The sequence below is a fragment of the Microbispora bryophytorum genome (assembly GCF_043197435.1).
In the GTDB taxonomy this organism is placed as follows: domain Bacteria; phylum Actinomycetota; class Actinomycetes; order Streptosporangiales; family Streptosporangiaceae; genus Microbispora; species Microbispora bryophytorum.
In genome coordinates, this window is record NZ_JBICTF010000002.1 from 66,980 (window position 1) to 88,235 (window position 21,256).

21 protein-coding genes are annotated in these 21,256 nt (G+C 69.5%); 12 read left to right on the plus strand and 9 right to left on the minus strand.

Annotation, left to right across the window (positions count from 1 at the left end):
- Positions 1 to 18: 18 nt before the first annotated feature.
- Complete coding sequence (locus ACGFIB_RS05095; RefSeq protein ID WP_393368549.1) at positions 19 to 531, minus strand: C40 family peptidase; 513 nt, start codon at positions 529 to 531, stop codon at positions 19 to 21.
- 206 nt (positions 532 to 737) lie between these two features.
- On the opposite strand from ACGFIB_RS05095, the gene ACGFIB_RS05100 reads away from it, so the two are divergent.
- Positions 738 to 1,073: an STAS domain-containing protein gene (locus tag ACGFIB_RS05100; protein ID WP_357247708.1), complete on the plus strand. Its 336-nt coding sequence runs from the start codon at positions 738 to 740 to the stop codon at positions 1,071 to 1,073.
- Here ACGFIB_RS05100 and ACGFIB_RS05105 read toward each other — a convergent pair.
- The 3 genes from ACGFIB_RS05105 to ACGFIB_RS05115 form a co-directional block, all read right to left on the minus strand.
- A complete protein-coding gene (locus tag ACGFIB_RS05105) occupies positions 1,070 to 3,220 on the minus strand; it encodes a transglycosylase domain-containing protein (RefSeq protein ID WP_393368553.1) in 2,151 nt (716 codons plus the stop codon). The genes ACGFIB_RS05100 and ACGFIB_RS05105 overlap by 4 nt on opposite strands.
- Before the next feature lie 74 nt (positions 3,221 to 3,294).
- Entirely contained in the window at positions 3,295 to 4,203 is a 909-nt protein-coding gene (gene bla / locus ACGFIB_RS05110) for a class A beta-lactamase (protein WP_393368556.1), read from the minus strand.
- A 343-nt stretch (positions 4,204 to 4,546) separates the two neighbouring features.
- Positions 4,547 to 4,939, minus strand: a complete 393-nt coding sequence (locus ACGFIB_RS05115; RefSeq protein WP_393368559.1) for a ribosomal maturation YjgA family protein — start codon at positions 4,937 to 4,939, stop codon at positions 4,547 to 4,549.
- 142 nt (positions 4,940 to 5,081) lie between these two features.
- Here ACGFIB_RS05115 and ACGFIB_RS05120 point away from each other — a divergent pair, with 142 nt between their 5' ends.
- Positions 5,082 to 5,459 carry a cadmium resistance transporter gene (locus ACGFIB_RS05120; protein ID WP_393368562.1) on the plus strand — a complete coding sequence of 126 codons (378 nt, stop codon included), beginning with the start codon at positions 5,082 to 5,084 and terminating at the stop codon, positions 5,457 to 5,459.
- Positions 5,456 to 6,673, plus strand: coding sequence for an erythromycin esterase family protein (locus ACGFIB_RS05125; protein ID WP_393368564.1), 1,218 nt, complete (start codon positions 5,456 to 5,458; stop codon positions 6,671 to 6,673). Before ACGFIB_RS05120 ends, ACGFIB_RS05125 begins: the two co-directional genes overlap by 4 nt.
- 4 nt (positions 6,674 to 6,677) lie before the next feature.
- Here ACGFIB_RS05125 and ACGFIB_RS05130 read toward each other — a convergent pair whose 3' ends face one another.
- Positions 6,678 to 8,141, minus strand: coding sequence for a serine hydrolase domain-containing protein (locus tag ACGFIB_RS05130; RefSeq protein ID WP_393368567.1), 1,464 nt, complete (start codon positions 8,139 to 8,141; stop codon positions 6,678 to 6,680).
- A 308-nt stretch (positions 8,142 to 8,449) separates the two neighbouring features.
- Here ACGFIB_RS05130 and ACGFIB_RS05135 point away from each other — a divergent pair, with 308 nt between their 5' ends.
- Together ACGFIB_RS05135 and ACGFIB_RS05140 are read left to right on the plus strand one after the other, a co-directional pair.
- The gene (locus ACGFIB_RS05135; RefSeq protein ID WP_393368570.1) at positions 8,450 to 9,295 is read left to right on the plus strand and encodes a class I SAM-dependent methyltransferase; all 846 of its coding nucleotides are present in this window, start codon (positions 8,450 to 8,452) and stop codon (positions 9,293 to 9,295) included.
- Positions 9,296 to 9,370: 75 nt separating this feature from the next.
- Positions 9,371 to 10,315: an acyltransferase domain-containing protein gene (locus ACGFIB_RS05140; RefSeq protein WP_393368572.1), complete on the plus strand. Its 945-nt coding sequence runs from the start codon at positions 9,371 to 9,373 to the stop codon at positions 10,313 to 10,315.
- On the opposite strand, the gene ACGFIB_RS05145 is transcribed toward ACGFIB_RS05140, so the two are convergent.
- The gene (locus ACGFIB_RS05145) at positions 10,266 to 11,060 is read right to left on the minus strand and encodes an isocitrate lyase/PEP mutase family protein (protein ID WP_393368575.1); all 795 of its coding nucleotides are present in this window, start codon (positions 11,058 to 11,060) and stop codon (positions 10,266 to 10,268) included. The genes ACGFIB_RS05140 and ACGFIB_RS05145 overlap by 50 nt on opposite strands.
- 47 nt (positions 11,061 to 11,107) lie before the next feature.
- Between ACGFIB_RS05145 and pdxR the strand changes: the two genes are divergently transcribed.
- On the plus strand, positions 11,108 to 12,547 hold the full coding sequence (gene pdxR, locus ACGFIB_RS05150; protein ID WP_393368578.1) for a MocR-like pyridoxine biosynthesis transcription factor PdxR: 1,440 nt from the start codon (positions 11,108 to 11,110) through the stop codon (positions 12,545 to 12,547).
- Positions 12,548 to 12,595: 48 nt separating this feature from the next.
- Here pdxR and ACGFIB_RS05155 read toward each other — a convergent pair whose 3' ends face one another.
- Positions 12,596 to 13,036, minus strand: coding sequence for a winged helix-turn-helix transcriptional regulator (locus ACGFIB_RS05155; protein ID WP_393368581.1), 441 nt, complete (start codon positions 13,034 to 13,036; stop codon positions 12,596 to 12,598).
- A 125-nt stretch (positions 13,037 to 13,161) separates the two neighbouring features.
- Between ACGFIB_RS05155 and ACGFIB_RS05160 the strand changes: the two genes are divergently transcribed.
- From ACGFIB_RS05160 to ACGFIB_RS05180, 5 genes are all read left to right on the plus strand, one after another.
- Positions 13,162 to 13,887, plus strand: a complete 726-nt coding sequence (locus tag ACGFIB_RS05160) for a DsbA family oxidoreductase (RefSeq protein WP_393368584.1) — start codon at positions 13,162 to 13,164, stop codon at positions 13,885 to 13,887.
- Positions 13,888 to 13,927: 40 nt separating this feature from the next.
- Positions 13,928 to 15,001 carry an alkene reductase gene (locus ACGFIB_RS05165; RefSeq protein WP_393368586.1) on the plus strand — a complete coding sequence of 358 codons (1,074 nt, stop codon included), beginning with the start codon at positions 13,928 to 13,930 and terminating at the stop codon, positions 14,999 to 15,001.
- A 62-nt stretch (positions 15,002 to 15,063) separates the two neighbouring features.
- Entirely contained in the window at positions 15,064 to 15,654 is a 591-nt protein-coding gene (locus ACGFIB_RS05170; RefSeq protein WP_393368589.1) for an NAD-dependent epimerase/dehydratase family protein, read from the plus strand.
- A 15-nt stretch (positions 15,655 to 15,669) separates the two neighbouring features.
- A complete protein-coding gene (locus ACGFIB_RS05175) occupies positions 15,670 to 16,161 on the plus strand; it encodes a winged helix-turn-helix transcriptional regulator (RefSeq protein WP_357247751.1) in 492 nt (163 codons plus the stop codon).
- A gap of 119 nt (positions 16,162 to 16,280) precedes the next feature.
- Entirely contained in the window at positions 16,281 to 16,991 is a 711-nt protein-coding gene (locus ACGFIB_RS05180; RefSeq protein WP_393368593.1) for an HAD family hydrolase, read from the plus strand.
- Positions 16,992 to 17,011: 20 nt separating this feature from the next.
- Here ACGFIB_RS05180 and ACGFIB_RS05185 read toward each other — a convergent pair whose 3' ends face one another.
- Together ACGFIB_RS05185 and ACGFIB_RS05190 are read right to left on the minus strand one after the other, a co-directional pair.
- The gene (locus tag ACGFIB_RS05185; protein ID WP_393368596.1) at positions 17,012 to 17,875 is read right to left on the minus strand and encodes a ferritin family protein; all 864 of its coding nucleotides are present in this window, start codon (positions 17,873 to 17,875) and stop codon (positions 17,012 to 17,014) included.
- A gap of 336 nt (positions 17,876 to 18,211) precedes the next feature.
- Complete coding sequence (locus ACGFIB_RS05190; RefSeq protein ID WP_393368599.1) at positions 18,212 to 20,539, minus strand: PxKF domain-containing protein; 2,328 nt, start codon at positions 20,537 to 20,539, stop codon at positions 18,212 to 18,214.
- Between the two features lie 266 nt (positions 20,540 to 20,805).
- Between ACGFIB_RS05190 and ACGFIB_RS05195 the strand changes: the two genes are divergently transcribed.
- Positions 20,806 to 21,252: a hypothetical protein gene (locus ACGFIB_RS05195; RefSeq protein WP_208762011.1), complete on the plus strand. Its 447-nt coding sequence runs from the start codon at positions 20,806 to 20,808 to the stop codon at positions 21,250 to 21,252.
- Positions 21,253 to 21,256: the final 4 nt, after the last annotated feature.

Below are 21,256 nucleotides of genomic sequence, written 5' to 3' on the forward strand. Positions count from 1 at the left end.
CGGGGGCAAGCATAAGGATCAGGCCCGGTAGTGGTAGTAACCGAGCAGGTCATGCAGAACACTCACGTCGTCCATGCGGATCCGTGTCCCGGTGGCGAACGCGTCGATCATCTTTCCTCCGCCGACGTACACCCCGACGTGGTGGGTTCTGCCGGGCCTGCCGTAGAAGACCAGGTCGCCGGGTTGCGGCACGCCGACCCGGCGCAGCCTGCCGAGGTGGTCGTCGGTGTTGCCGGGACCGAGCACGTCGCCGCCGAACGCCAGGTCGTACACCCAGCGAGTGAACCCGGAGCAGTCGAAGCCACGCGTCCGGTTCGCCGGGCAGGGCGTGACCGAGCCGCTGTACCCCCGGCAAGTCCCCTTCGACGGCCCCGGCCGCGCCGCGTGCCCCCCGCCCCAGGAGTACGGAAGGGAGCCCTGGGCGGCGTACGCGACGGCGGCGGCCCGGGACAGCTCCTCGTCGAGCGGCGCCGATCCCACCCCGGCCAGCGCGACGATCGCTCCGATCAGCAGCCGACGCTTAACCCCCATGGATCGGGACAATAGCCACCCGTCTTTTTATTAGCCAGAGAAGCTTTACCCCACTCGATCGACGCACCGGAGGGGGATTGTTACTCTGAGTACGGCTCAGCTCGTACGTTCATCGGCGTGTCGGTCGAAGCGCTTCGTCGGTCGCCCCGGACCTCGTCCCGCTCCCCCGGTGGTCCCCGGCGCCAAGGAGAGCGAAGGGAACCACCGTGGAGACGTGGACGGCACAACCCCCTTCCCCCACCCGCTGGTGGGTGCTGGGGCTGCGCGGAGAGCTGGATCTCCACGCGGTGCGGCATCTGCGCGAGCCGCTGCTCAGCCAGATCGAGGCCCACGGCCCGTGGCTGGCGATCGACCTCAGCGAGGTGCGGTTCATCGACACCACGGGCGTGGGGCTGCTCGTGCGCCTGGTGCACAATCTGCGCGGCAGGAACGGCGACCTCGCCCTCATCGCGCCGGCCGGCCAGGTGCTGCGGATCCTCCGCTGGACGAACCTGACCAGGGTGTTCCGCGTCCTCGACACGGCCGACGCACTCGAGGGCTAGTTGGGCAGGATCGTCACCGGCGTGTTGTCCCCCGGCATCGGACCGCCGTCGTCCCCGGTCGGAGGCGTCACGGACACGAGGCTCCGGCAACTGTCGCCGCAGCCGCCGAACCGCGCGCTGTCGACCGGCGTGAAGTCGGTCGGCGGCACGTTGCGCAGCGCGCCCATCATGGTGTCCTTCCAGATCGGCCCGGGAACGCTGGCGCCGAACACCGAGCCGTAGTAGCGGCCGCCGATCGTGACGCCGTTCAGCTTGTACTTCTGGGCGCCGCGGGGGTCGCCGACACTGACCGCGCCGGCGAGGTCGGGGGTGAACCCGGCGAACCAGGCGGAGGAGGAGTTGTCGTTGGTCCCGGTCTTGCCCGCCGCGTCACGCCCGATGCCGCCGACCGCCGCCATCGTGCCCTTGGTCAGGACGCCCGACAGCACATGCGCCGCCGCGTCCGCCACCTCGGGGTCGACGGCCTGGCGGCACTTGGGCCTGTAGCCGGTGGTCTTGCCGGTGCTGTCGGTGATCTGCGTGATCGCCATCGGCGCGCAGTACTTGCCGCGTGCGCCGATCGCGGCGTAGGCGTTGGCGACGGTCACCGGGTCCATCTCGTTGATGCCGAGCGTGAACGTCTCGAACTCCTGGAGCGGATTGCCGTCGGCGCGGTGGATGCCCAGCGACTTGGCCGTCTTGACGACGTTGCAGAGCCCGACGCGCCGTTCGAGCTCCATGAAGAAGGTGTTGACCGAGTGCCAGGTGCCGGTCTGCAGGGTCAGCCAGCCGGGCGACCCCTCGTCGTTGGTGACGGTGTGGCCCGGGTCGCCGATGGACTGGCCCGCGCAGTTCTTGAACGTCGAGTAGGCCGGCGCGGTGTAGCCGGCGCCCGCGCTGAACCCGTCGTTGATCTTCATGCCCTGCTTGAGCGCGGTGAGCAGGGTGAAGGTCTTGAAGGTCGAGCCGGCCTGGAAGCCGATGCCGCCGCCGTGCGCGGCGTCGGCCACGAGGTTGTAGGACATCTGATTCTTGGTCTTGTGCGTCCCGTACGGACGGCTCGCGGCCATCGCCTTGATCGCCCCGGTGCCGGGCTGGACCAGCGCCTCGGCGGCCACGGGGTTGTCGGTGGGGTGGACCCACTTCCTGATCGCCTTGTCGGCGGCGGCCTGCATCGTGGGGTCGATCGTGGTCTTGATGGTCAGGCCGCCCCGGTTGAGGAACGCCAGGCGCTGCTTGGCCGTCTTGCCGAAGTCGGGGTTCCTGAGGATCTCGTTGCGCACGTAGACGCAGAAGTACGGATACTTGCTCGACTCGCAGCCGCCGGGCAGCGGGGTCCCCTTGTAGCCCAGCCTGGCCTTCTTCGCCTCGGCCGCCTGATCCTTGGTGATCTTGTTCAGCTCCGCCATCCGGTCGAGCACGACGTTGCGCCGCTTCAGCAGCCGGTCGCGGCTGGTCTTGCCCAGGTTGGGGTCGGTGGCGTTGGGGTCCTGCACCGCGCCCGCCAGCGTCGCCGCCTGCGACAGCGTCAGCTCGCTCGCGCTGACCCCGAAGAACCGCTTGGCCGCCGCCTCGACGCCGTACGCGCCCGCGCCGAAGTAGGCGATGTTGAGGTACTTCTCCAGGATCTCGTCCTTGGAGTACTTCTCCTCCACGCCCATCGCGTAGCGCAGCTCGTTGAGCTTGCGGGCGTAGCTGGGCGCCAGGGCCTCGTTCTTCTCCTGCTCGGTCTGGGCGGCGTTGAGCAGCACCTGCTTCACGTACTGCTGGGTGATGGAGGAGCCGCCCTGGGCCACCCCGCCCGACTTCAGGTTCGTGGCCAGGGCGCGGACAGTGCCCTCGATGTCGATCGGACCGTGCTCGTAGAACCGATAGTCCTCGATCGAGATGATGGCCGTCCTCATGATGTCGGCGATGTGGTCGAGCGGGACGACCTCGCGATACTGCTCGTAGAACCGCGCGATCTCGTGACCCTTGACGTCCTGGACGACCGAAACCTGCGCGAGCGGGGGCTCGGCGAGGTCGCGGGGCTCAAGGCCCACGTCCTCGACGGCCGACACCAGCCCCACGCCCGCGCCTCCGATCGCCGGCAGCGCGATCCCCGCGACCAGCACGCCCGCCGCCGCTCCCATGGCGACCAGGCGCAGCACCTTCCCCGTGGCGTTCACACGAACCTCCCCCGAATGGCTATAGACAAGGTTATGGGGCTGTAAAACGCGATTGGCCCCATAACGGTGTTCACTTATGGCAGCCGGCCGAGGCCGCGCGCGAGCACGGTGGCCGTCTTGGCGATCACTTTGTCGTCGGTGGCACCGGCGGCCGCCCGGCGGTTGGTGGAGATCGCCATGATGATCGGGGCGGCGCCCTTGGCCGGCCAGACGACGGCGATGTCGTTGGCGGCGCCGTACGCGCCGCCGGTGCCGGTCTTGTCCCCGACGATCCACGTCTTCGGCAGCCCGGCGCGGATGCGCGCGTCCCCGGTCGTGTTGCCGCGCAGCCAGCCGATCAGCCGGGATCGGTCCTTCGCGCCGAGCGCGCCGCCGGTCGTGAGCGCCCTCAGGTCGCGGGCCACGGACGCGGGCGTGGTGGTGTCGCGCTTCTCCTTGGGCGACCAGTCGTTGAGCTCGGTCTCCCAGCGGTCCAGCCGGGACAGCGGGTCCTTGAGCGTGCGGAAGTATCGGGTGAGGCCCCGCGGCCCGCCGATCCGCTTCAGCAGCATGTTGCCCGCGGTGTTGTCGCTGTAGATGATCGCCGCCCGGCACAGCTCGGCGAGGGTCATGCCGTCCTTGACGTGCTTGCTCGTCTCCGGCGAGTTCGGCTTCACCTCGCCGGCCGTCCAGTGGACGACCTTCCGCGTCAGCTCCCGGTCGGTCGTCTTGGCCAGCACCGCGCCCGCGGCCACCGCCTTGAAGGTGGACAGCAGCGCGAACCGCTCGCCCGCCCGGTAGCCGACCGTCTTCCCGGTCGCCGTGTCGATCGCGTACGCGCCGATGCGGCCCTTGAACGACGTCTCCAGCGCGCGCAGCGCGGCGGGCACGGTGGCGGGGGTGGCGGGCGCGGCGGTGGCGGGGGTCGTCGTGGATACGGCCCCCGCCAGGAGGAAGACGGTGACCGTGGCGGCCTTCCGCGCGACTGGCGTCGTCCGTGTCATGGGCATGTCCTTGCTCTCGTCCGTCACAGGGGCGTTAGACGCAGGAGCAAAGCAAAGTGTTCAGAACATGTCCAATATTCATATGGACCCCAGATCCATATGAGTTCCCGTATCGACCCAGCTCACAGCGGTGGAGTGGCCGGTCCCGGTGACCGTGACCGCGATCGGGGATGGAGAGGCGGCCCCCGCGCCGGTAAAACGGGGGCCGCCTCGGTCCTCGGGAGATCACCGGGAGGTCACCCGACGGGCGCCCGGTCGGACGGGCGGAGGAGGAGGAAGCCCGTGGGCGAGAGGAAAACGCCCAGGAAGCCGCGGCTCATCCACGCAATTGAGTAAACGGATGTTAGCTTTCCCGACAGAAACGGTCAATGGTCGATAGTACGGAACGATTAGTGGCGTATCCGACGGCGGCGCCCACGGCGTACCAGAACAGGTCAGGGGCGTTGAACGTCGTGCCGAGCACCAGTCGCGCCGTCGTGCTGTGCGCCGACAGCGCGGCCGGCACTCCGGTGAGCTGGGCGAACTCGACCAGCCAGCTCACCCCGAGCGCCACCGCCGCAACCGCGAACGGCCGGGCGCGCGGCGCGGCCACGACGACCAGCGCGTACAGAAGGAGGGTGTAGAGAAGGTCGCCCGCATACTTGCCGACCATGCCGGGCAGCAGCGCCCGGACCGACAGACCGGCGACCACGACCACCACGGCGGCGGCCAGCGCGGCGAGTCGGCGATGCGGCATCCGGGCACCCTACCGGGAATCCGGCGTTCTCGATCGTCAGGGGATTCGATGGCAGCGCACCCAGCAGCGCACCCACGTGTCGCCGCCGATGTGCCCGGACGTCCGATGTCGTCGTATGCGCGATCTCCTATGCTGACCGGCCATGGACGGCATCGCGGCCACGCTCGGCACCGCCTTCGCGGTCTTCGCGGGCACCAATGTCGACGACGTCGTCATCCTGACCGTGCTGTTCCTGTCGGCCCGCGCGAAGGGCTGGCCGCACCCCTGGCCGATCGTCACCGGTCAGTACGCCGGCATCGCCGCACTCGTCCTCGTGTCGGGCGTCGCCGCCCTCGGTCTCGCCGTCATTCCGGACCAGTGGGTCGGCCTGCTCGGCCTGGTTCCGCTCGCCCTCGGCGTACGCGGACTGCACCGGCACCTCGCCGTCGACACCGTCAGCGGGCGGGTCGCGCGCTGGACCGCAGAGAGCGCCGTCTCCTCCCGATGCGTCCACGCCGGAGTGGCCGCGTGCCCGGCATGACGACCGAGGACGAGGTGGCGGAGTGGCTCAAGGCGCGAGCGACACCGCTAAACGGTCTGGAACCGGGCGCCGGAACCGCCGACCTGGCGCCGCTCCGCGTCGCGCTGGACGGCGTACGGGTGGTGGGGCTCGGCGAGGCCACGCATGGCAGCCGGGAGTTCTTCCTGATCAGGCACCGGTTGCTGGAGTTCCTGGTCGAGGAGCTGGGGTTCACGACGCTCGCGGTGGAGGCCAGCGCCTCGGCGTCCCGAGCCGTGGACGACTATGTGCAGGGCGGCTCCGGCGATCCGGTCGAGGCGCTCGCCGGGCTGGGCTTCTGGACGCTGCACACGGCGGAGATGCTGGCGGTCGTCGAGTGGCTGCGCGACCACAACCGCACCGCCTCGCGGAAGGTACGGTTCGTGGGCATCGACCCGCAGCATCCAGCGGCATCGCTGCACGCCCTGCGCACCCACCTCGGCGATGAGGCGCCGGGCCTGCTCGACCCCCTCGCTCCCCTCGCCGGAAAGCGCCTGGGCGTCGGCCCACCGCTCGACCGGCGGATCGACGCGGACGCCCGCCGTGTGGAGGACTTCCTGACGGGCGTCTCCACCCCGGACGAGGCGGCGGCGCATGCGCGGATCGTGCGCCAGAGCGCCGACCTCGCGAGCCGGCCGCTCCGGCACCCCGACCCCGCACAGACCGTGAGCGTCGCCCGCGACCGCTACCTCGCCGACAACGTGGACCTGCTCCTGGCCGACCCGGACGCCAGGGTCGCCGTCTGGGCGCACAACGGCCACATCATGAAGGGCGGCCACAGCGGCGGGTCGGTGACCGCGATGGGCCACCACCTCAGGCAGCGCCACGGCGAGGCGTACTACGCACTCGGCGTGCTCTTCGGCGCGGGCCGGTTCCGGGCCCGCCGACGGCGATTCGGAAAGGTGGACCCGGCCACGCCTCCGGTCACCTTCCGCGTCCCGCTCGTCCGGAGACCGACGATCGTGGAGGCCCGCCTGGCCACCGCCCATCCGGGTGAACATGTGATCGACCTGCGGAGCGGCCCACGGCCGGAGTCCGTCACGCGGTGGCTCGGCGAGCTCCTCCACATGCGCGGTTATGGAGGGGCGGTGGCGAGGCGGTTCACCTACAAACTCGGCTACATGCCCACGGTGCTCGCCGAGCACTTCGACGGCATCGCCTTCGTGCCCGAGACCACCGCCTCCACCCCTCTGTGAATCCTCACAGGTCGAGAGCGAGCGTGGCGAGGTGGCGGGCGATCCCGGCGGTGTCGGTGTCCTGCACGTTGCTGAGCAGGACGACCTGGATGTCGTCGTCGGGCAGGTACATGTTGCTCGCCGTGTAGCCCATGAAAAGACCCGGGTGATACCGGAGCCGGTGCCCTTGGAGCCGGTCGACGAGCCAGCCGAAGGCGTACGCGCTCGACGGCAGGTTGAGGCAGCCGGTGGAGGGGCACTTCGCCTGCGGCGTGAACGCCTGCTTGACCGTGGCGGGCGGCGCGACCTTGTACGAGCCGAACGCCCGGTCCCAGCGGGCGAGGTCGTCGACGGTGGAGTAGACGCCGGTCGCGGAGAACAGTTCGGAGCCGTTGAGGAGCGGGGCCGGTGACCCGAGTGTGAAGTAGCCCTTCGCGTACCCGGCGGGCGGATATCCCCTGCTGTAACCGGTGTTCTGGAGGTTGAGCGGGCCGGTGATCAGCTTGCGCAGTACGGCGCCGTACGGCTGGTGCGTCACCGCCTGGATGAGCGCGCCGGCCAGCACGTAGCCGGAGTTGGTGTATTTCCACATGGTGCCGGGCGTGAAGTCCAGCGGCAGGTTCACGAACTGCTGGATGAGCTTCCGGGGCGTGGTCGGTCGCGTCACATTGGCGAGGTAGCTGGGCAGTGTCTCGATGTTGGGGATGCCCGAGGTGTGGGTGAGCGTCTCGCGGATCGTGATGGGACGCCACGCTGCCGGGCAGGCCTTGATGTATTCCGGGACGATATACGGGCAGATCGGGTCGTTCAGCTTGAACAGCCCGCGGTCGCGCAGTTTCAGCACGATCATCGAGGTGATCTGCTTGGTGACCGACATGACCCGGTAGACCGTGTCCGGCCGGTTGGGGATGTGCCGGCTCTCGTCCGCCTCGCCCGCGGCGAAACGAGCCAGCACCCGCCCATGCCGTACGACCAGCGCCGAGCCGGTGAACTGCTTCTTGGCCGCCAGATCCCGCAGGTACGCCAGCATCTCCGCACTGGCGGCAGCGTCCTGCGGCGCCGACGACGTGGCCGGTGGCGTGGCGGGTGACGTGACCGGCCGGTCCGATTTCTGCGTGGAATCGCTCGTGTCGCCGGTGGCCGTCGAGTCCGATGTCTGGGCGGGCCGGTTCGTAAGGTCCGACAGGCTGTTCTGATCGCTGGAGGAGTTCGCGATCGTGTCGCTTCTCTGCCAGTTGTACGGCATGGCCCGCGAATCCGTCTGGCCCTTCTGCATGGGCGTGAGGGCAAGCGTGACGTCATGGAGCAGGTTCTGCTGTTGGCGCCCCGACTGCTGCTGCTTGTCGTGTTGCCCGGCGCGATTGCGCCCATGCGCGCGGGCGTGATCGCCTGCACCAGGGTGATCCCCGCCGGGGCCGGTCACGACGGCGTCCCCGGCGGACGCGGCGACGGCGGGAGTGCCCAGGGGCACGGCCCCACCGGACAGCACGGTGCCGAGCATAAGGAACCCGACAACATTAGGACACTTGGGCATTTTCTCCCCCATGAAACGTACCACTGTCCCGAATTTCAGACATTTCCCGAACTAATTGATTTCGAGAACACCCGGCGGACAGTTCTTCCGTCGGGCTGTTTTCCTTTCGCCGCCGCCACAAAACGCCGATAGACGTGGCTTTCCTTATTTGTTAGAACGCGCTACCGAGGGAAGACCTCAATGTCTCAGCTCGGCTTCCATGAGACTGCTCCTGGGAGGATCGGATCTGCCGACGAGGTCACCGGCTCAAGGAGGGGATCGGCGTGCCTGACGGATGGCAGTGGGACAGCACCCTGTTTCAGGGGTGCGCGGCCTACTACGAGCGCGGCCGGCTGCCGTACGCTCCGGGGTTCGCTGAAACGCTGGCCGCGACGCTCAATCTGGATGGCCGGGGCCGGCTTCTCGACGTCGGCTGCGGGCCGGGCACCGTGATTCTCGCGCTGGCGCGGTACTTCACTGAGGCGGTCGGCATCGACCCGGATGAGGACATGCTGGCCGAGGCCGAGCGACAGGCCGAACGTCGGAGGGTGACCAACGCGCGTTGGATGGCCGCCCGCGCCGAGGACCTGCCGGCCGGTCTGGGCACATTCCGGGTCGTGGTGTTCGCCCAGTCCTTCCACTGGACCGATCGAGATCGCGTCGCTGCGGCCGTGCTGGAGATCCTGGAGCCGGGAGGCACGTTCGTCCACATGAGCGATTGTGAGAATCCGACCGCGCAGCCGGCGCCACTGCCGCTGCCCGCTCCCCCGTACGCGCAGATCAGCGACCTGGTACGTCGGTATCTGGGGCCGGTGCGCCGCGCGGGACAGGGAACGCTCGTCAACGGCACGCCGGACCGCGAGGACCTCGTCCTGGCACGGGCGGGGTTCGAGAACTTCGAACGACATGTCGTGGCAGCCGGAGCGGTGGCCGATCGCACCGCAGACGACATCGTGGCGTGGGTGTTCTCCCGATCCGACTCCGCCCCTCACCTGTTCGGCGACAGGCTGGAGGACTTCGAGCGGGACCTGCGCGCGGTGCTGCGACAAGCGTCACCCGGCGATCGCTTCACGGAGCGTCTTCCATCGACCAAGATCATGATGTGGCACAAGCCGCATGGTGAGCGGTGACGACAACACCGCGGCGGATTCGCCCGAGCGGTACGGGACTGTGGAAGACGCCCACCGGCCGGTAGTGTCGTCCAGGTGGATCTTGACGACATCGCCGCCCGGCTCGGGGTGCCCGTCGAGGACGTCGACCGGGTGCACCGGCTCGCCGCCGACCGGCCGTCGGCTCCGCTGCCCGCCAAGGCCGACGCGCCCTCGATCCTCGACCGGCTCGGGGTGAAGCCGGACGACGCCGCCGAGATCATGGCGGGCTGGCCCGACCCCGGCTCTCCACTGTGGACTCCTGAGCTGCGCTGGCTGCTCGACCGCTCGATCGCCCTGGTCCGCGCCGACCTCGGAGGCTACGACTGGCTGTCGCCCGGTCCCGAGCTGCCGCGCGAGCGGGGCCCGGCCTGGCGGCATCTCTACGTGTACGCGTACCTGGCCCTGATCGACGTCGTCACGGGTTACCACCGCGACCACGGCATCGCCGGCGCCGTGTCGTGGACGACCCTCGCCGACCTGGGCCGCAACCTCGCCGTCGACCGGCGGATGCACGGCGAGGGCTGGCCGGTCATGCAGAGCTGGCTGACACTGCACGCGCGCGGCGGGCTCTACGAGCTGGGCCGGCTGCAGTATCACCGCGGCGACGACGCCATCGGCATACACATCCCCGAGTCGGGACCGATGACCCCGGAGGCGGTCACGGCGTCGCTCGACGAGGCCCGCACGTTCTTCCCGCGCCACTTTCCCGACGAGCGCTACACGGCGTTCTCCTGTGGCTCGTGGCTGCTCGACCCGCAGTTGCGGGATTACCTGCCCGAGGACTCCAACATCATCAGGTTCCAGCGAAGGTTCGAGCTGGAGCCCTACGAGGAGCCGGAAGGCCTGGACGCCGACGTCGAGGTGCGGCGGTTCGTGTTCCGCACCCTGACCACGCCGCTCGACCGGCTGCCGCGCCGCACCGTGCTCCAGCGCGCGGTCGTCGACCACCTCAAGGCCGGCCGCCACTGGTACTGGCGCCGCGGCCGCTTCCCCATCTAGAGGCACACCACCCCGGTTCCGTCTCCCGGACGGGCGCGCGTAGCCGTGTCGCGAGTTCGCCGGTGGCGCGGGTCGCGTGCTGCTGCATGCCGGGGCCGAAGGTGATGCGTGTCGCGCCCAGCCGGGCCAGGTCGATGATGGAACCGATCCCCGGCTGGGCTGCCATGTTGATGGGGCCCTCGATGCCCTCCCGCAGTACGGGCAGCACCTCGGGCGGCGCCAGAAGGGGGTAGATGCAGTCGGCGCCGGCGGCCAGATACAGGCGGGCCCGTGCCAGGGCGTCGGCCGGGTCGCCGGAACCGAACAGGAAGGTGTCGACGCGCGCGTTGATGAAAAGCGCGTCACCGGCGTGGGCGCGGACTTCGGCCAGCCAGTCCGCGTGCCGGCGTGGGTCTTTGAGCGTGGCGTTCCCGGAGTCCTCCAGGTTGCAGCCGACGGCACCGGCCTCCAGGAGGCGCCCGACCAGTTCTCCGGGGGCGAGTCCGTAGCCGTCCTCGACGTCGGCGGACACGGGGACGGGGACCCCCCGGGCTATGCGCGCTATCGCGGCGAACATCTCCTCCGGCGGGGTCGAGCCGTCCGCGTAACCGAGCGAGGCGGCGATCCCGGCGCTTGGTATGGCGAGCGCGGGAAAGCCGGCGTTGGCGAAGACGCGGGCGCTGGCCACGTCCCAGGGTCCGGGCAGGATGAGCGGGTCGCCGGGGGCGCGCCCGTGGTGCAGGGCGCGGAAAGTCGACACATGCATGCCCGCAACACTAGGCACCAAATGGCCCTGGGGTATGGTCCATTGCTATGACAGATTGCCGGGCCAATTCGGCGGCTGCCGCACCTTCCACGTTCGGCGCCGACCTGCATCTGGAACTGTCCGGGCCTGGGCTGCGGGCCGGGCTCACAGACGCTCTGCGCGAGGCCGTCCGCACGGGACGCCTGGCGCCCGGCACTCGGCTGCCGTCGTCCCGTTCGCTTGCCGCCGATCTCGGCATCGCCCGTAACACGGTGGCCGACTCCTATGCCGAACTGGTCGCCGAGGGCTGGCTCACCGCCCAGCAGGGCTCCGGGACCCGGGTGGCCGAACGGTCCGAGCCGCGTAGGGCGGCACCCCCCGCTCCCCGGACGCGGCGGGCCCAGCCCCGTCCCACCTTCGGCCTGCTGCCGGGCGCGCCGGACCTCGCGAAGTTTCCTCGCACGCAGTGGCTCGCCGCAGCCCGCCGCGCTCTGACCGCGGCACCACACGACGCCTTCGGCTACGGCGACGCACGTGGCCGGGTGGAACTGCGCGCCGCCCTCGCGGACTATCTGGCGCGGGCCCGCGGGGTGTACGCCGAGCCGGAGCGGATCGTCGTCTGCTCCGGTTTCCACCACGGTCTGACGCTGATGGCGCAGGTGCTCCGGGCCCGGCGGGTACGGGCCATAGCCGTCGAGTCGTACGGACTCGACATCTATCGCGACCTGCTAAGCGACGCCGGCCTGCGCATCCCGCCCCTCTACGTCGACGAACGCGGCGCCCGCACCGATGATCTGGCACGGTTGAACGGGGCCGGCGCAGCACTGCTGACACCGGCGCATCAGTACCCGACGGGGGTCGCGCTGAGCCCGGCCCGGCGCACGGCGGCCGTCGACTGGGCGCGTACCACCGGCGGGCTGATCCTGGAGGACGACTACGACGGAGAGTTCAGATACGACCGTCAGCCGGTGGGCGCTCTGCAGGGCCTCGATCCAGAACGGGTGGTGTACTTCGGCACGGCGAGCAAGTCACTGGCGCCGGGACTGCGGCTCGCCTGGATGGTGCTGCCCGAGGAACTGGTCCCGGAGATCGTGGCGGCCAAGGGGCACATCGACTACATGTCCAGCGCGTTGGAACAGCTGACGCTCGCGGAGTTCATCACGTCGGGCGCGTACGACCGCCATGTGCGCTCGATGCGGCTGCGCTACCGGCGTCGCCGCGACCAACTGGTCGCGGCCCTGGCGCAGCGCGCCCCCGGCGTCCGCGTGACCGGCTTGGCCGCCGGGTTGCAGGTGGTCCTGGAACTCCCGCATGGAACCGAGCGCTCGGTCGTCCAGGCGGCGGCCCGGCAGGGCCTGGCGGTCAGCGGGATGGCGCCGTTCCGCCACGAGGTGGCGGGCTCGGGCCGGCGGTTGCCCGAGCGGGACGCGCTGGTGGTCAACTACGCGGCCCCCTCGGACAGCGCATGGGCGGGCGCGCTGGACGCACTGTGCCGGGTGCTGCCGTAGCCGACCACGGCCGGCAGGCCCGCTGCCGGGCCGATGATCCCGCCGTGGTCAGCTCCCCGCGGGCTGCGTATCGGTGTCGAAGGCCTTTTGGTGGCGTCGGATCTCGGCCTGGTTGTCGGCCGACCACGCGGCCAGCGCCAGCACGGTCGAAAGCAACGACGTGCCGAGGCCGGTCAGCTCGTACTCGACCCGGGGCGGGACCTCGGGGTAGGCGGTTCGGCTGACGATCCCGTTGCGTCGCAGTTGCTTCAACGTCAGCGTCAGCATGCGCTGCGAGATGCCGGGGATCGCGGCGGCCAGGTCGGAGTAGCGTGTCGCGCCGTCGGCGAGGGTGCCGATGACGAGCACGCTCCACTTGTCGCCGACGAGGTCGAGGACCTCGCGGATGAAGTCCGCGTCCTGGTCGTCCCAATGGGCGCAGGGTCCCGGCGCGGTGCGCACGTCGGCCCGCACTCCGGTCCTGACCTTCCGGGTCTTCTCCGCCGCCATGCGCGCCGCCCCTCTGGCGTAACCGCTTCCACACACATGAATGTGCCTTTTGTACGGGTTCTGATTCTAATGCACGATGTGGCTACGAACAGAAGGTATGTAACCAGGAAGCGAGGGTGATTCCCGTGAAGATCGAATTCTGGTCGGACATCGTGTGCCCGTACTGCGGGCTGATGGACCACAGGCTGCGCCAGGCACTGGACCGCTTCGCGCACGCCTCGGACGTCCACGTGGTCCATCGCTCGTTCCAGCTGCATCCCGACCTCCCTCGTGAGGGAGTCACCCAGCGGGAGCTGTTCCGCATGGCCGGGATGCCCGAGGCGACGGGCGAGCAGGTCCTGCGCCGCATCGAGACGGCCGCCGAGGCCGAGGGACTCACGCCGTACAACGCGCTCGAACGCCGGCTCGGGCCGACCGACTTCGCCCACGAGCTTCTCGCGTACGCCGCCGGCCAGGGCCGTTCGGGCGAGATCTGGTCGGCGATGTTCCGCGCCCACTTCGGTCAGGGCCGCGACCTGTGGACCGTTGAGCAGGTGCTCGACTTCGCCTCGGAGGTGGGACTGGACCGCGACGGCGCGGCTGCCGCGCTGCACGACGGCAGATACCGGGCGCGGGTGGCCGACGACCAGCGCGCGGCCCAGCGCCTCGGCGCCCGCGGCACGCCGTTCATCGTCCTGGACGGAAAGTACGCCATGTCCGGCGCGATCGGCCCCGACGAACTGCTCTCGGCCATTGGTTCCGTCTGGGAGGAGGGCCATCCGGCCGCCGTCTCCCCTCTGCCTCCGATAACCGGCGGCGATGGGGTGTGCACCCCGGACGGCTGCGTGGCCCCCGCCCCCAGCGGCGAATGATCCGTCCCGTCTCGCCGAATCCGATCAAGGAGAGAGTCTCATGTCCACAGCGTTCGAACCGATCACCATCGGCCGGTACACCGCCCGCAACCGGGTGGTCATGGCCCCGATGACGCGGAACCGCGCGTACGGGCCGGGAGCGAGCCCGACCCGGCTGATGGCGACCTACTACGCCCAGCGCGCCGACGCCGGTCTGATCATCACCGAGAGCACCCAGCCTTCGCCGATCGGCCAGGGCTTCCCGAACACGCCGGGGCTGCACAGCGCCGAACAGGTCGAGGCCTGGCGGAGGGTGACCGCCGGGGTGCACGAACGGAACGGCCTGATCTTCGCTCAGCTGATGCACGCTGGGCGGGTCGGCCATCCCAGCCTGCACGCGGGAACGCTGACACCGGTCGGGCCGTCGCCGGTGAAAGCCGCCGGAAGGGTGTTCACCATGGACGGCCCGCAGGAGTTCGTCACCCCGCGGGCGCTGGACCGGGTCGGCATCAGGGAGACCATCGAGGACTTCGCGTCGGCGGCGCGCAACGCGATCGAGGCCGGCTTCGACGGGGTGGAGCTTCACGCGGGCAGCGGCTTTCTGCTGCACCAGTTCCTGTCGACCAACGCCAACCAGCGTGACGACGAGTGGGGCGGTAGCGCCCGAGGACGCGGCCGGTTCAGCGTCGAGGTGGCCAGGGCCGTCGCGGACGCCGTCGGCGCCGACCGCGTCGGACTGCGGATCTGGCCGTCCCATGTCTACAACGACATCGTCGAAGACGGCCACCACGACACCTACCTCGCGCTGCTCGACGCGCTCAACCCGCTCGGCCTGGCCTACCTGCACATCGCCGAAGGACCCGACACGGAGCTCACCCACCGGCTGCGGGAACGGTGGACCGGCACGCTGATTCTCAACCCGTACACCCCCGGCGCATTCACCGGGCCTGAGTCGCTGAAGCTCATCGACAGCGGCGCCGCCGACCTGATCTCCTACGCCTCGCTCTTCATGGCCAACCCGGATCTGCCTCGCCGGTTGCGGGCCGGCGGGCCCTTCAACACCCCCGACTTCAGCCGGGCCTACGGCGGCGACCACAAGGGGTACACCGACTACCCGCCCCTTCCCGGCCCCTGACTTGCCTCCAGGAAAGCCGGCCGTCTAAGCTGACTACTAGATTGTGTAGCTAGGTGAGGCGCATGAGGATCTTTCTGGCCGGCGCGTCCGGCGTGATCGGGCAGCGGCTGATTCCCCGCCTGGTCAAGGAAGGGCACGTGGTCGGCGGCATGACCCGCTCGGCCGGCAAGACCGAGCTGCTGGCCCGGCTCGGCGCCGAGCCGATCCTGTGCGACGTCTTCGACCGCGACGCCCTGGTCAAGGTGGTCCGCGACTTCGCCCCGGACGTCATCCTCAACGAACTGACCGATCTGCCGGACGAGGCGGAGAAGATCGGTGACCACGTGGAGCTGAACGCGCGCATCCGGACCGAGGGCAACCAGAACCTGATCGAGGCGGCACGGCAGAGCGGATCACCGAAGATCCTCGCCCAGACCGTCGCCTGGCAGCTGCAGGCCGGCCCCGGCGCCGACGCTGTCGCCGAGCTCGAACGCTCCGTACTCGCCGAGGGCGGGGTCGTGCTCAGCTACGGGCAGTTCTACGGGCCCGGCACCTACTACGAGCAGCGGATCCCCGCCGAGCCGCGCGTCCAGATCGACCACGCCGCCGACCGTACGGTGGAGCTGCTCGACGCGCCGCCAGGCGTCGTCGTCATCACCGACCAGCCCGCATAGAGATCAGGGGACATCATGCCGCTCTCATTCGAGGGTGTTCTGGCCGATCGGACCACGTGGCGGCTGGACAACTGCTCGATCGGCAGGTCGATGGAGACCATCGGCACGCGCTCGTCGATGCTGATCCTGCGCGAGGCCTTCTACGGCACGACCCGGTTCGACGACTTCGTACGGCGGACGAAGATCGGTGACGCGATCGTCGCGGCACGGCTCAAGGACCTGACCGACATCGGGGTGTTCACCAAGCAGCCCTATCGGGAGCCGGGCAGGCGCACCCGGTACGAATATCTCCTGACCGAGAAGGGCCAGGACCTGTTCCCTGCCGTCTTCGCGCTCATGCAGTGGGGCAACAAGCACTTACAGGGCGAGGACGGCGGCCCGCTGCGCCTCGTCGAACGGGGCACCGGCGAGCCGGTCGTGATCGGGGCGCGCACCGCCTCCGGCAGGGACGTCGGCCCCGAGGACCTCGCCATCGTGGCCCACGGCGACTGGGCCGACCCGCGGTGAGGCTGACCGTGCATCAGGCGCTGTTCGACACTCCAGGCGGAACGGCGGCCAAGTGGCCCGCAAATCCCCTGCGGAAATGGCCCATGTCCGGCATCCGCCGGGCGCGTTAGCGTCTCCGCATGCCGATCCGTGCCGTGCTCTGGGACATCGACGACACTCTGTTCGACTACGCCGGCGCCGACCGCGCCGGCCTCCGCGACCATCTGGCCGCCGAAGGGCTCGCCGAGCTGTTCCCCTCCGTCGACGACGCCCTTCGTCACTGGAAGGCCCAGACAGAGCTGCACTGGGCGAGATTCATCGCGCGGGAGACCGACTTCCAGGGACAGCGCCGCGCGCGTGTCCAGGGCTTTCTCGGCGTGGACATGGACGGCTCCGAAGCGGACGCCTGGTTCGATCGCTACGTGGCCCACTTCGAAGCCTGCTGGGCGCTCTTCCCTGACAGCCTCGCGACCTTGCAGGAGCTCGCCACCGACTTCCGGCAAGCCGTGCTGTCGAACTCCAGGCTGGACTACCAGGAACGCAAGTTGCGCATCCTCGGTGTGCGGGACCATTTCGAAACAGTCCTGTGCGCAGCCGAACTCGGCGTGTCCAAACCCCAGGCCGCCGCCTTCCACGCGGCGTGCGACGCGCTGAAGCTGCCCCCGGGCGAGGTGCTGTACGTCGGCAACGAGCCCGACATCGACGCGGGCGGTGCGATGGCCGCCGGGCTCGCCGCGGTCTGGCTTGACCGGGACGGCGTCGGCGGGCGTTCCGAGCTGGTGCGGATCAGCGATCTCGGCCAGCTTTCCCGGTTGCTGACGCCGGGACGATCCTCATGGAGCGCCGGGTAGCGCCGGCCTGTTCGGCGCAGTCAGCTCGACGTGGGACACCGCTTGCCGAGAGCGGACAGCTCACCGAAGAAGGCCTTCGCGTGCTTCAGTTCGTCGTTCGCGGTGTCGTTGAGCATTTTGGCCACCTCCGTGTCGCCGTCCGCCGAGGCTTGGCGGGCGTAAGCGGGATACACCTGCGTGCCCTCGCGCGTCTCCCCTTTGATCGTCGCGCACAGATTCGTCCCGGTGTCGCGCACCGCGCCGGCCAGATTCGCGTACTCGGCGAAGTGCTCGGCGTGCTCGACGGCGGCCGTCCGGTGGAACAACGTGGCGAGTCCGGGTTGCCCGGTCTCCCCTGCCCTGTCGCCGTACAGCGTGTACTTGGCGTAGGCGAAGGCCTCGTCCTTCATCGCCACCCGCAGGTTCTCAAGGGTGCGGGACGAGGAGACCGCGGACGGGCCGGCCTGTATCTCGACCGGCTCGGCCTGCACGTCGGTCGGGACGTTCGCCGGGGGCGAGCTCCCGGTGATGGCCTTCTCCGCCTGGAGGAACTTCGCACAGTGATCGGCCTCGTCCTGGGCGACTTCGGTAAAGAGCCTGGCGGCCTCCTTCTCGCCGTCCGCCGTGGCCTGCTCGGCGAACTGCCTGTACATCATCGTCGCCTCGTAGGACTCGCCGCGGGTGCTGGCACGGAGGTTCGCCGCGTTGTCGCCGACCAGGCCGATCAGCCTCGCCTGCTCGGTGAAGTGTTCGCGCAGTTCCGTGTGCGCGGTGCGCCGGTACAGCGCCGCCACACCGGGCAGGTTCTCCCTGTCCGCCTGATCGGCGTAAGCGCGGTACGTCACGTGCGCCAACGCCTCACCCAGCATCGCGTTCGTGACGTTGGTACGCGTCGACGGAGCCACGTCGTCCTCGTGGGTAACGGACGCCGCCGTCGCGTTCCCGGCCCCTACGGCGAGAAGGGTGACCGCGCCGGCAGTCGTAAGACACGCTCTCCAGCAGGCGATTCGGGTTCCCATACGACCCCCCCGGATGTGCGTGCGGCCCCGTGCCCGAGCACGCCGGAAAACGGCTTTCCCTGGGCCTGGTACCCCACCGTGCAAGCGAAATCTCCAAAAACACCCTGAGCTATGCCGTGATAGGCAAAATCGGCACAGACAGGCATCCATACGTCGAGGCCGGCGGTGACGAGCACCGCCGGCCTCGGTGAGCGGCGAACGCTCAATCCGTGCCTGTCAGGATCACTTGAACGCGAACTCGGCCCGGTGGAGGCTGCCGTCGGCCAACGTCACCGTGAAGGTGCGCCGACTCCCTGCCCACGACCGCGGCGTGTCGACGTTGAGGTGGTAGGAACCGAGTTTGCCGACCCAGTGGTACTCGGCACCCGGTTCGTCGAAGGTGGCCGACACGACCGCCGACTCGCCGTCCTCCTCGCCGTCGATCGTCCACTTGATCGGGATGGTCCGGCCGGCTTGAACGGCGTTGACGCCGTCCGATTCGACCGGGGGCCTGAACCCGCCGAACCTGCCGGGCCGTGGGACGGCGACGGTGGCGGTGGCGGACCGGGAGGCGTCTGCGGTCGAGGTGGCGGCCACCGTCAGAGCCCGTGCCGTCTCGTCGGACGCGACCGTCAGCAGCCCCTCGCCGTCGATGGTCGTGCCGGTGCTCGCGTTGCCGCGCACGCTCCACGTGACGCTCTGCGCCGGGTGACCGTCGCCGGTCACCGTGGCGGTGAAGGACTGCGTCCCACCCCTGGAGACGGTGACGGCCGAGGGAGTGACCGACACTCCCGTCACGACCGGCGCCGGAGGCGTCGCCGTGAACGAGAAGTTGGTGTCGTCCCAGAAGTAGCCCACTCCCGTGTTGGCGTTCACGCCCCCGAAGTAGTGGTTGTCCGGGTCGTGGAAGACCGCTTCGAAGTACTGGGACTGCGCGGAGTTGCGGTAGACCTCGTAGTCCATGTGGCCGTCGTCCTGCAGGTCGATGACCGCGATCGACATCGGGCCATGGCCCAGGCCGATCACGAGGTGACCACGTACCCATGCCGCGCTCTGGACGACGTCGTACGCGCTGTTGATGTGATAGGTCGCCAGGAGGTCCCAGGTGCCGTTGTACCCAGCGCCGGCGGCCGGCGCGTAAACGCCGTACTGCCCGTGCTCGGTGCCGGTGGCCAGCTTGATCTTGCGTACCGTGGTGCCGTCGTCGGTCAGCATCACCGCGACGCCGGGCTGATCGGTCCAGATCACGTTGCACTTGGCGCCGAAGTCGTCGGGGACGTCGAAGGCGGTGGCGTGCACGCCACCGAGCGTGTTCGTGCCGTCGAGGTCGATGTTCGACTCCTTGACGACGTAGAACTCCGGCGCCTGGGTGTAGCTGCTGGATCCGTTGCCGAAGATCAGATCGCCGCTCGCCTCGTCGTAGGAGAACGAGTTGAGGTGGCCGAAGTCGTGCGTGAACGTGTGGGCGAGGGTGGCCGTCTTCGTGGCGTAGTCGATGTCGTAGACGTACACGTGGCCGTTCGCGACGGTGTGGCTGTCGTCGCTGGCGGCGCCGATCCACAGCTTGCCGTCGACGAAGTTGCCGCCCTGCTCGTCGTGCATCCCGGGGATGGTGAACTGTGGCGTGACGGTCGAGGCGTTCACCTTGTAGTTGTCCCGCGGGTCCAGCTTGACGGTGCTGAGCGTGACCCAGGGGCTTCGCTCGCTCACGTTGATCGGCTGCACCGAGTTGGTGTCGTGGCTGAGGACGTACGAGATCTTCGCGGTGGCGGCGGGGATCACGTAGACGTACGGCGAGGCCAGGCTCTTCCAGCCGGTCGACGGCGACAGGAAGGTGCCGTTGGCGTCGTAGGCGAAGACCGTGACCGAGACGTCGGAGCCCTTGGGGCCGCCGTCGAACTTCAGCGCCTGCCAGGACCGATCGACGGCGACCGGCGCCTTCAGGCGGATCCGAGTCGCGACGTCGCTCGCGCCGTCCCGCTTCACTCCGGTCGCCGAGGCGATCGTCCCCTGCTCGAAGTCGTTGAACCCGGGGTCGCTCGTGGAAGGCGGAGCCGTGGTGCCGGTGCCGGCGACGCCGATGGTGAGCCAGGCGGCGTGGTCGGCCGGGGTGATCGCCCCGCCCGCGTGATACTTCAGGACGTAGCGGATCTTCGCCGTGCCGGCGGGGATCGTGTAGGTGTACGGGCTCACCAGGCTCTGCCAGCCGGTGGACGGCGACAGATAGGTGCCGTCGGCGTCGTAGGCGAAGACCGTCACGTCGATGTCCGGGTTGCCGGCCGCCTCGGTGAACGCCAGCGTCTGCCACGAGCTGTCGACGGCAGCGGCGGTCTTGAGGCGAAGACGCGTCGAGTCACCGCCGTCGAGGCCGGTGGCGGACGCGATGGTGCCCGACTCCAGGCCGTAGAACGCCGGGTCGGTGATCGTCGTGGCGGCCGTCGCCGCCGAGGCCGGAGCGGCGAGCCCCGGGAGAACGAGGATCACGGTCAGCGCGGCGAGGATCGCGCTGAGTGCCCTGTGGGCGACCCCGCGTTTCGACCCTGTCGGCCCGGGTGGGAACGCCAGCTGCACTGTCTTCCTCCATCACGTCGTCGACTGCCGGCCTCGACACCGCGCAGTCGCCCTCGCGGAGTCGCGGGGCCTCAGCAGATTGAATTCGACCCCCGTGAACGGAATCCGGCACGACGCCGAAGATCGGCTGACTGGAGATGAATCTTCGCGAACGGGACGTCGCACGCGATTCGGTAGATCGCTTGGACCTCGGCCGGGCCGGAACCTTTGACGAGTCGGCGGTGTAGAGGTAGCGACCACGTAGGCCCTCGTGACGGGAGTCGCCCATGCTTCGTATCGCCCTGACAGTGACCCTGGCCTGTTCCCTGCTGGCGGGGTGTGCCGAGCAGCCGTCCGGCGGATGTCCCGACCGGTTGTCGCCCGCTCCGCTGCCCACCTGGGCCCGTACGGGATTTCAGCCGCCCGACCAGCCGGTGACGTACGTTTTGGGGGACCGGGGCGACATCGCGGCCGTGGTGTTCGGAGATCCGTTGCTGTCGCCGCCGGGCAAGGATCGCGGCAACAAGATCCTCTGGGTGTCGCGGGTGTCCCAGGACGGGGATCCCCTGCTGATCGAGGCGCGCCTGGACGGCACGGGGGCGCCGGTCACGCGCGAGGTGCCGGGCGGTCCCGGTCCGTCGGGCGTCGACCTGCCGGAGGCGGGCTGCTGGCACGTGACGTTGCGCTGGTCCGGGCACGTCGACACCCTCAGACTGCGGTACGTCCAGCCGTGACGGC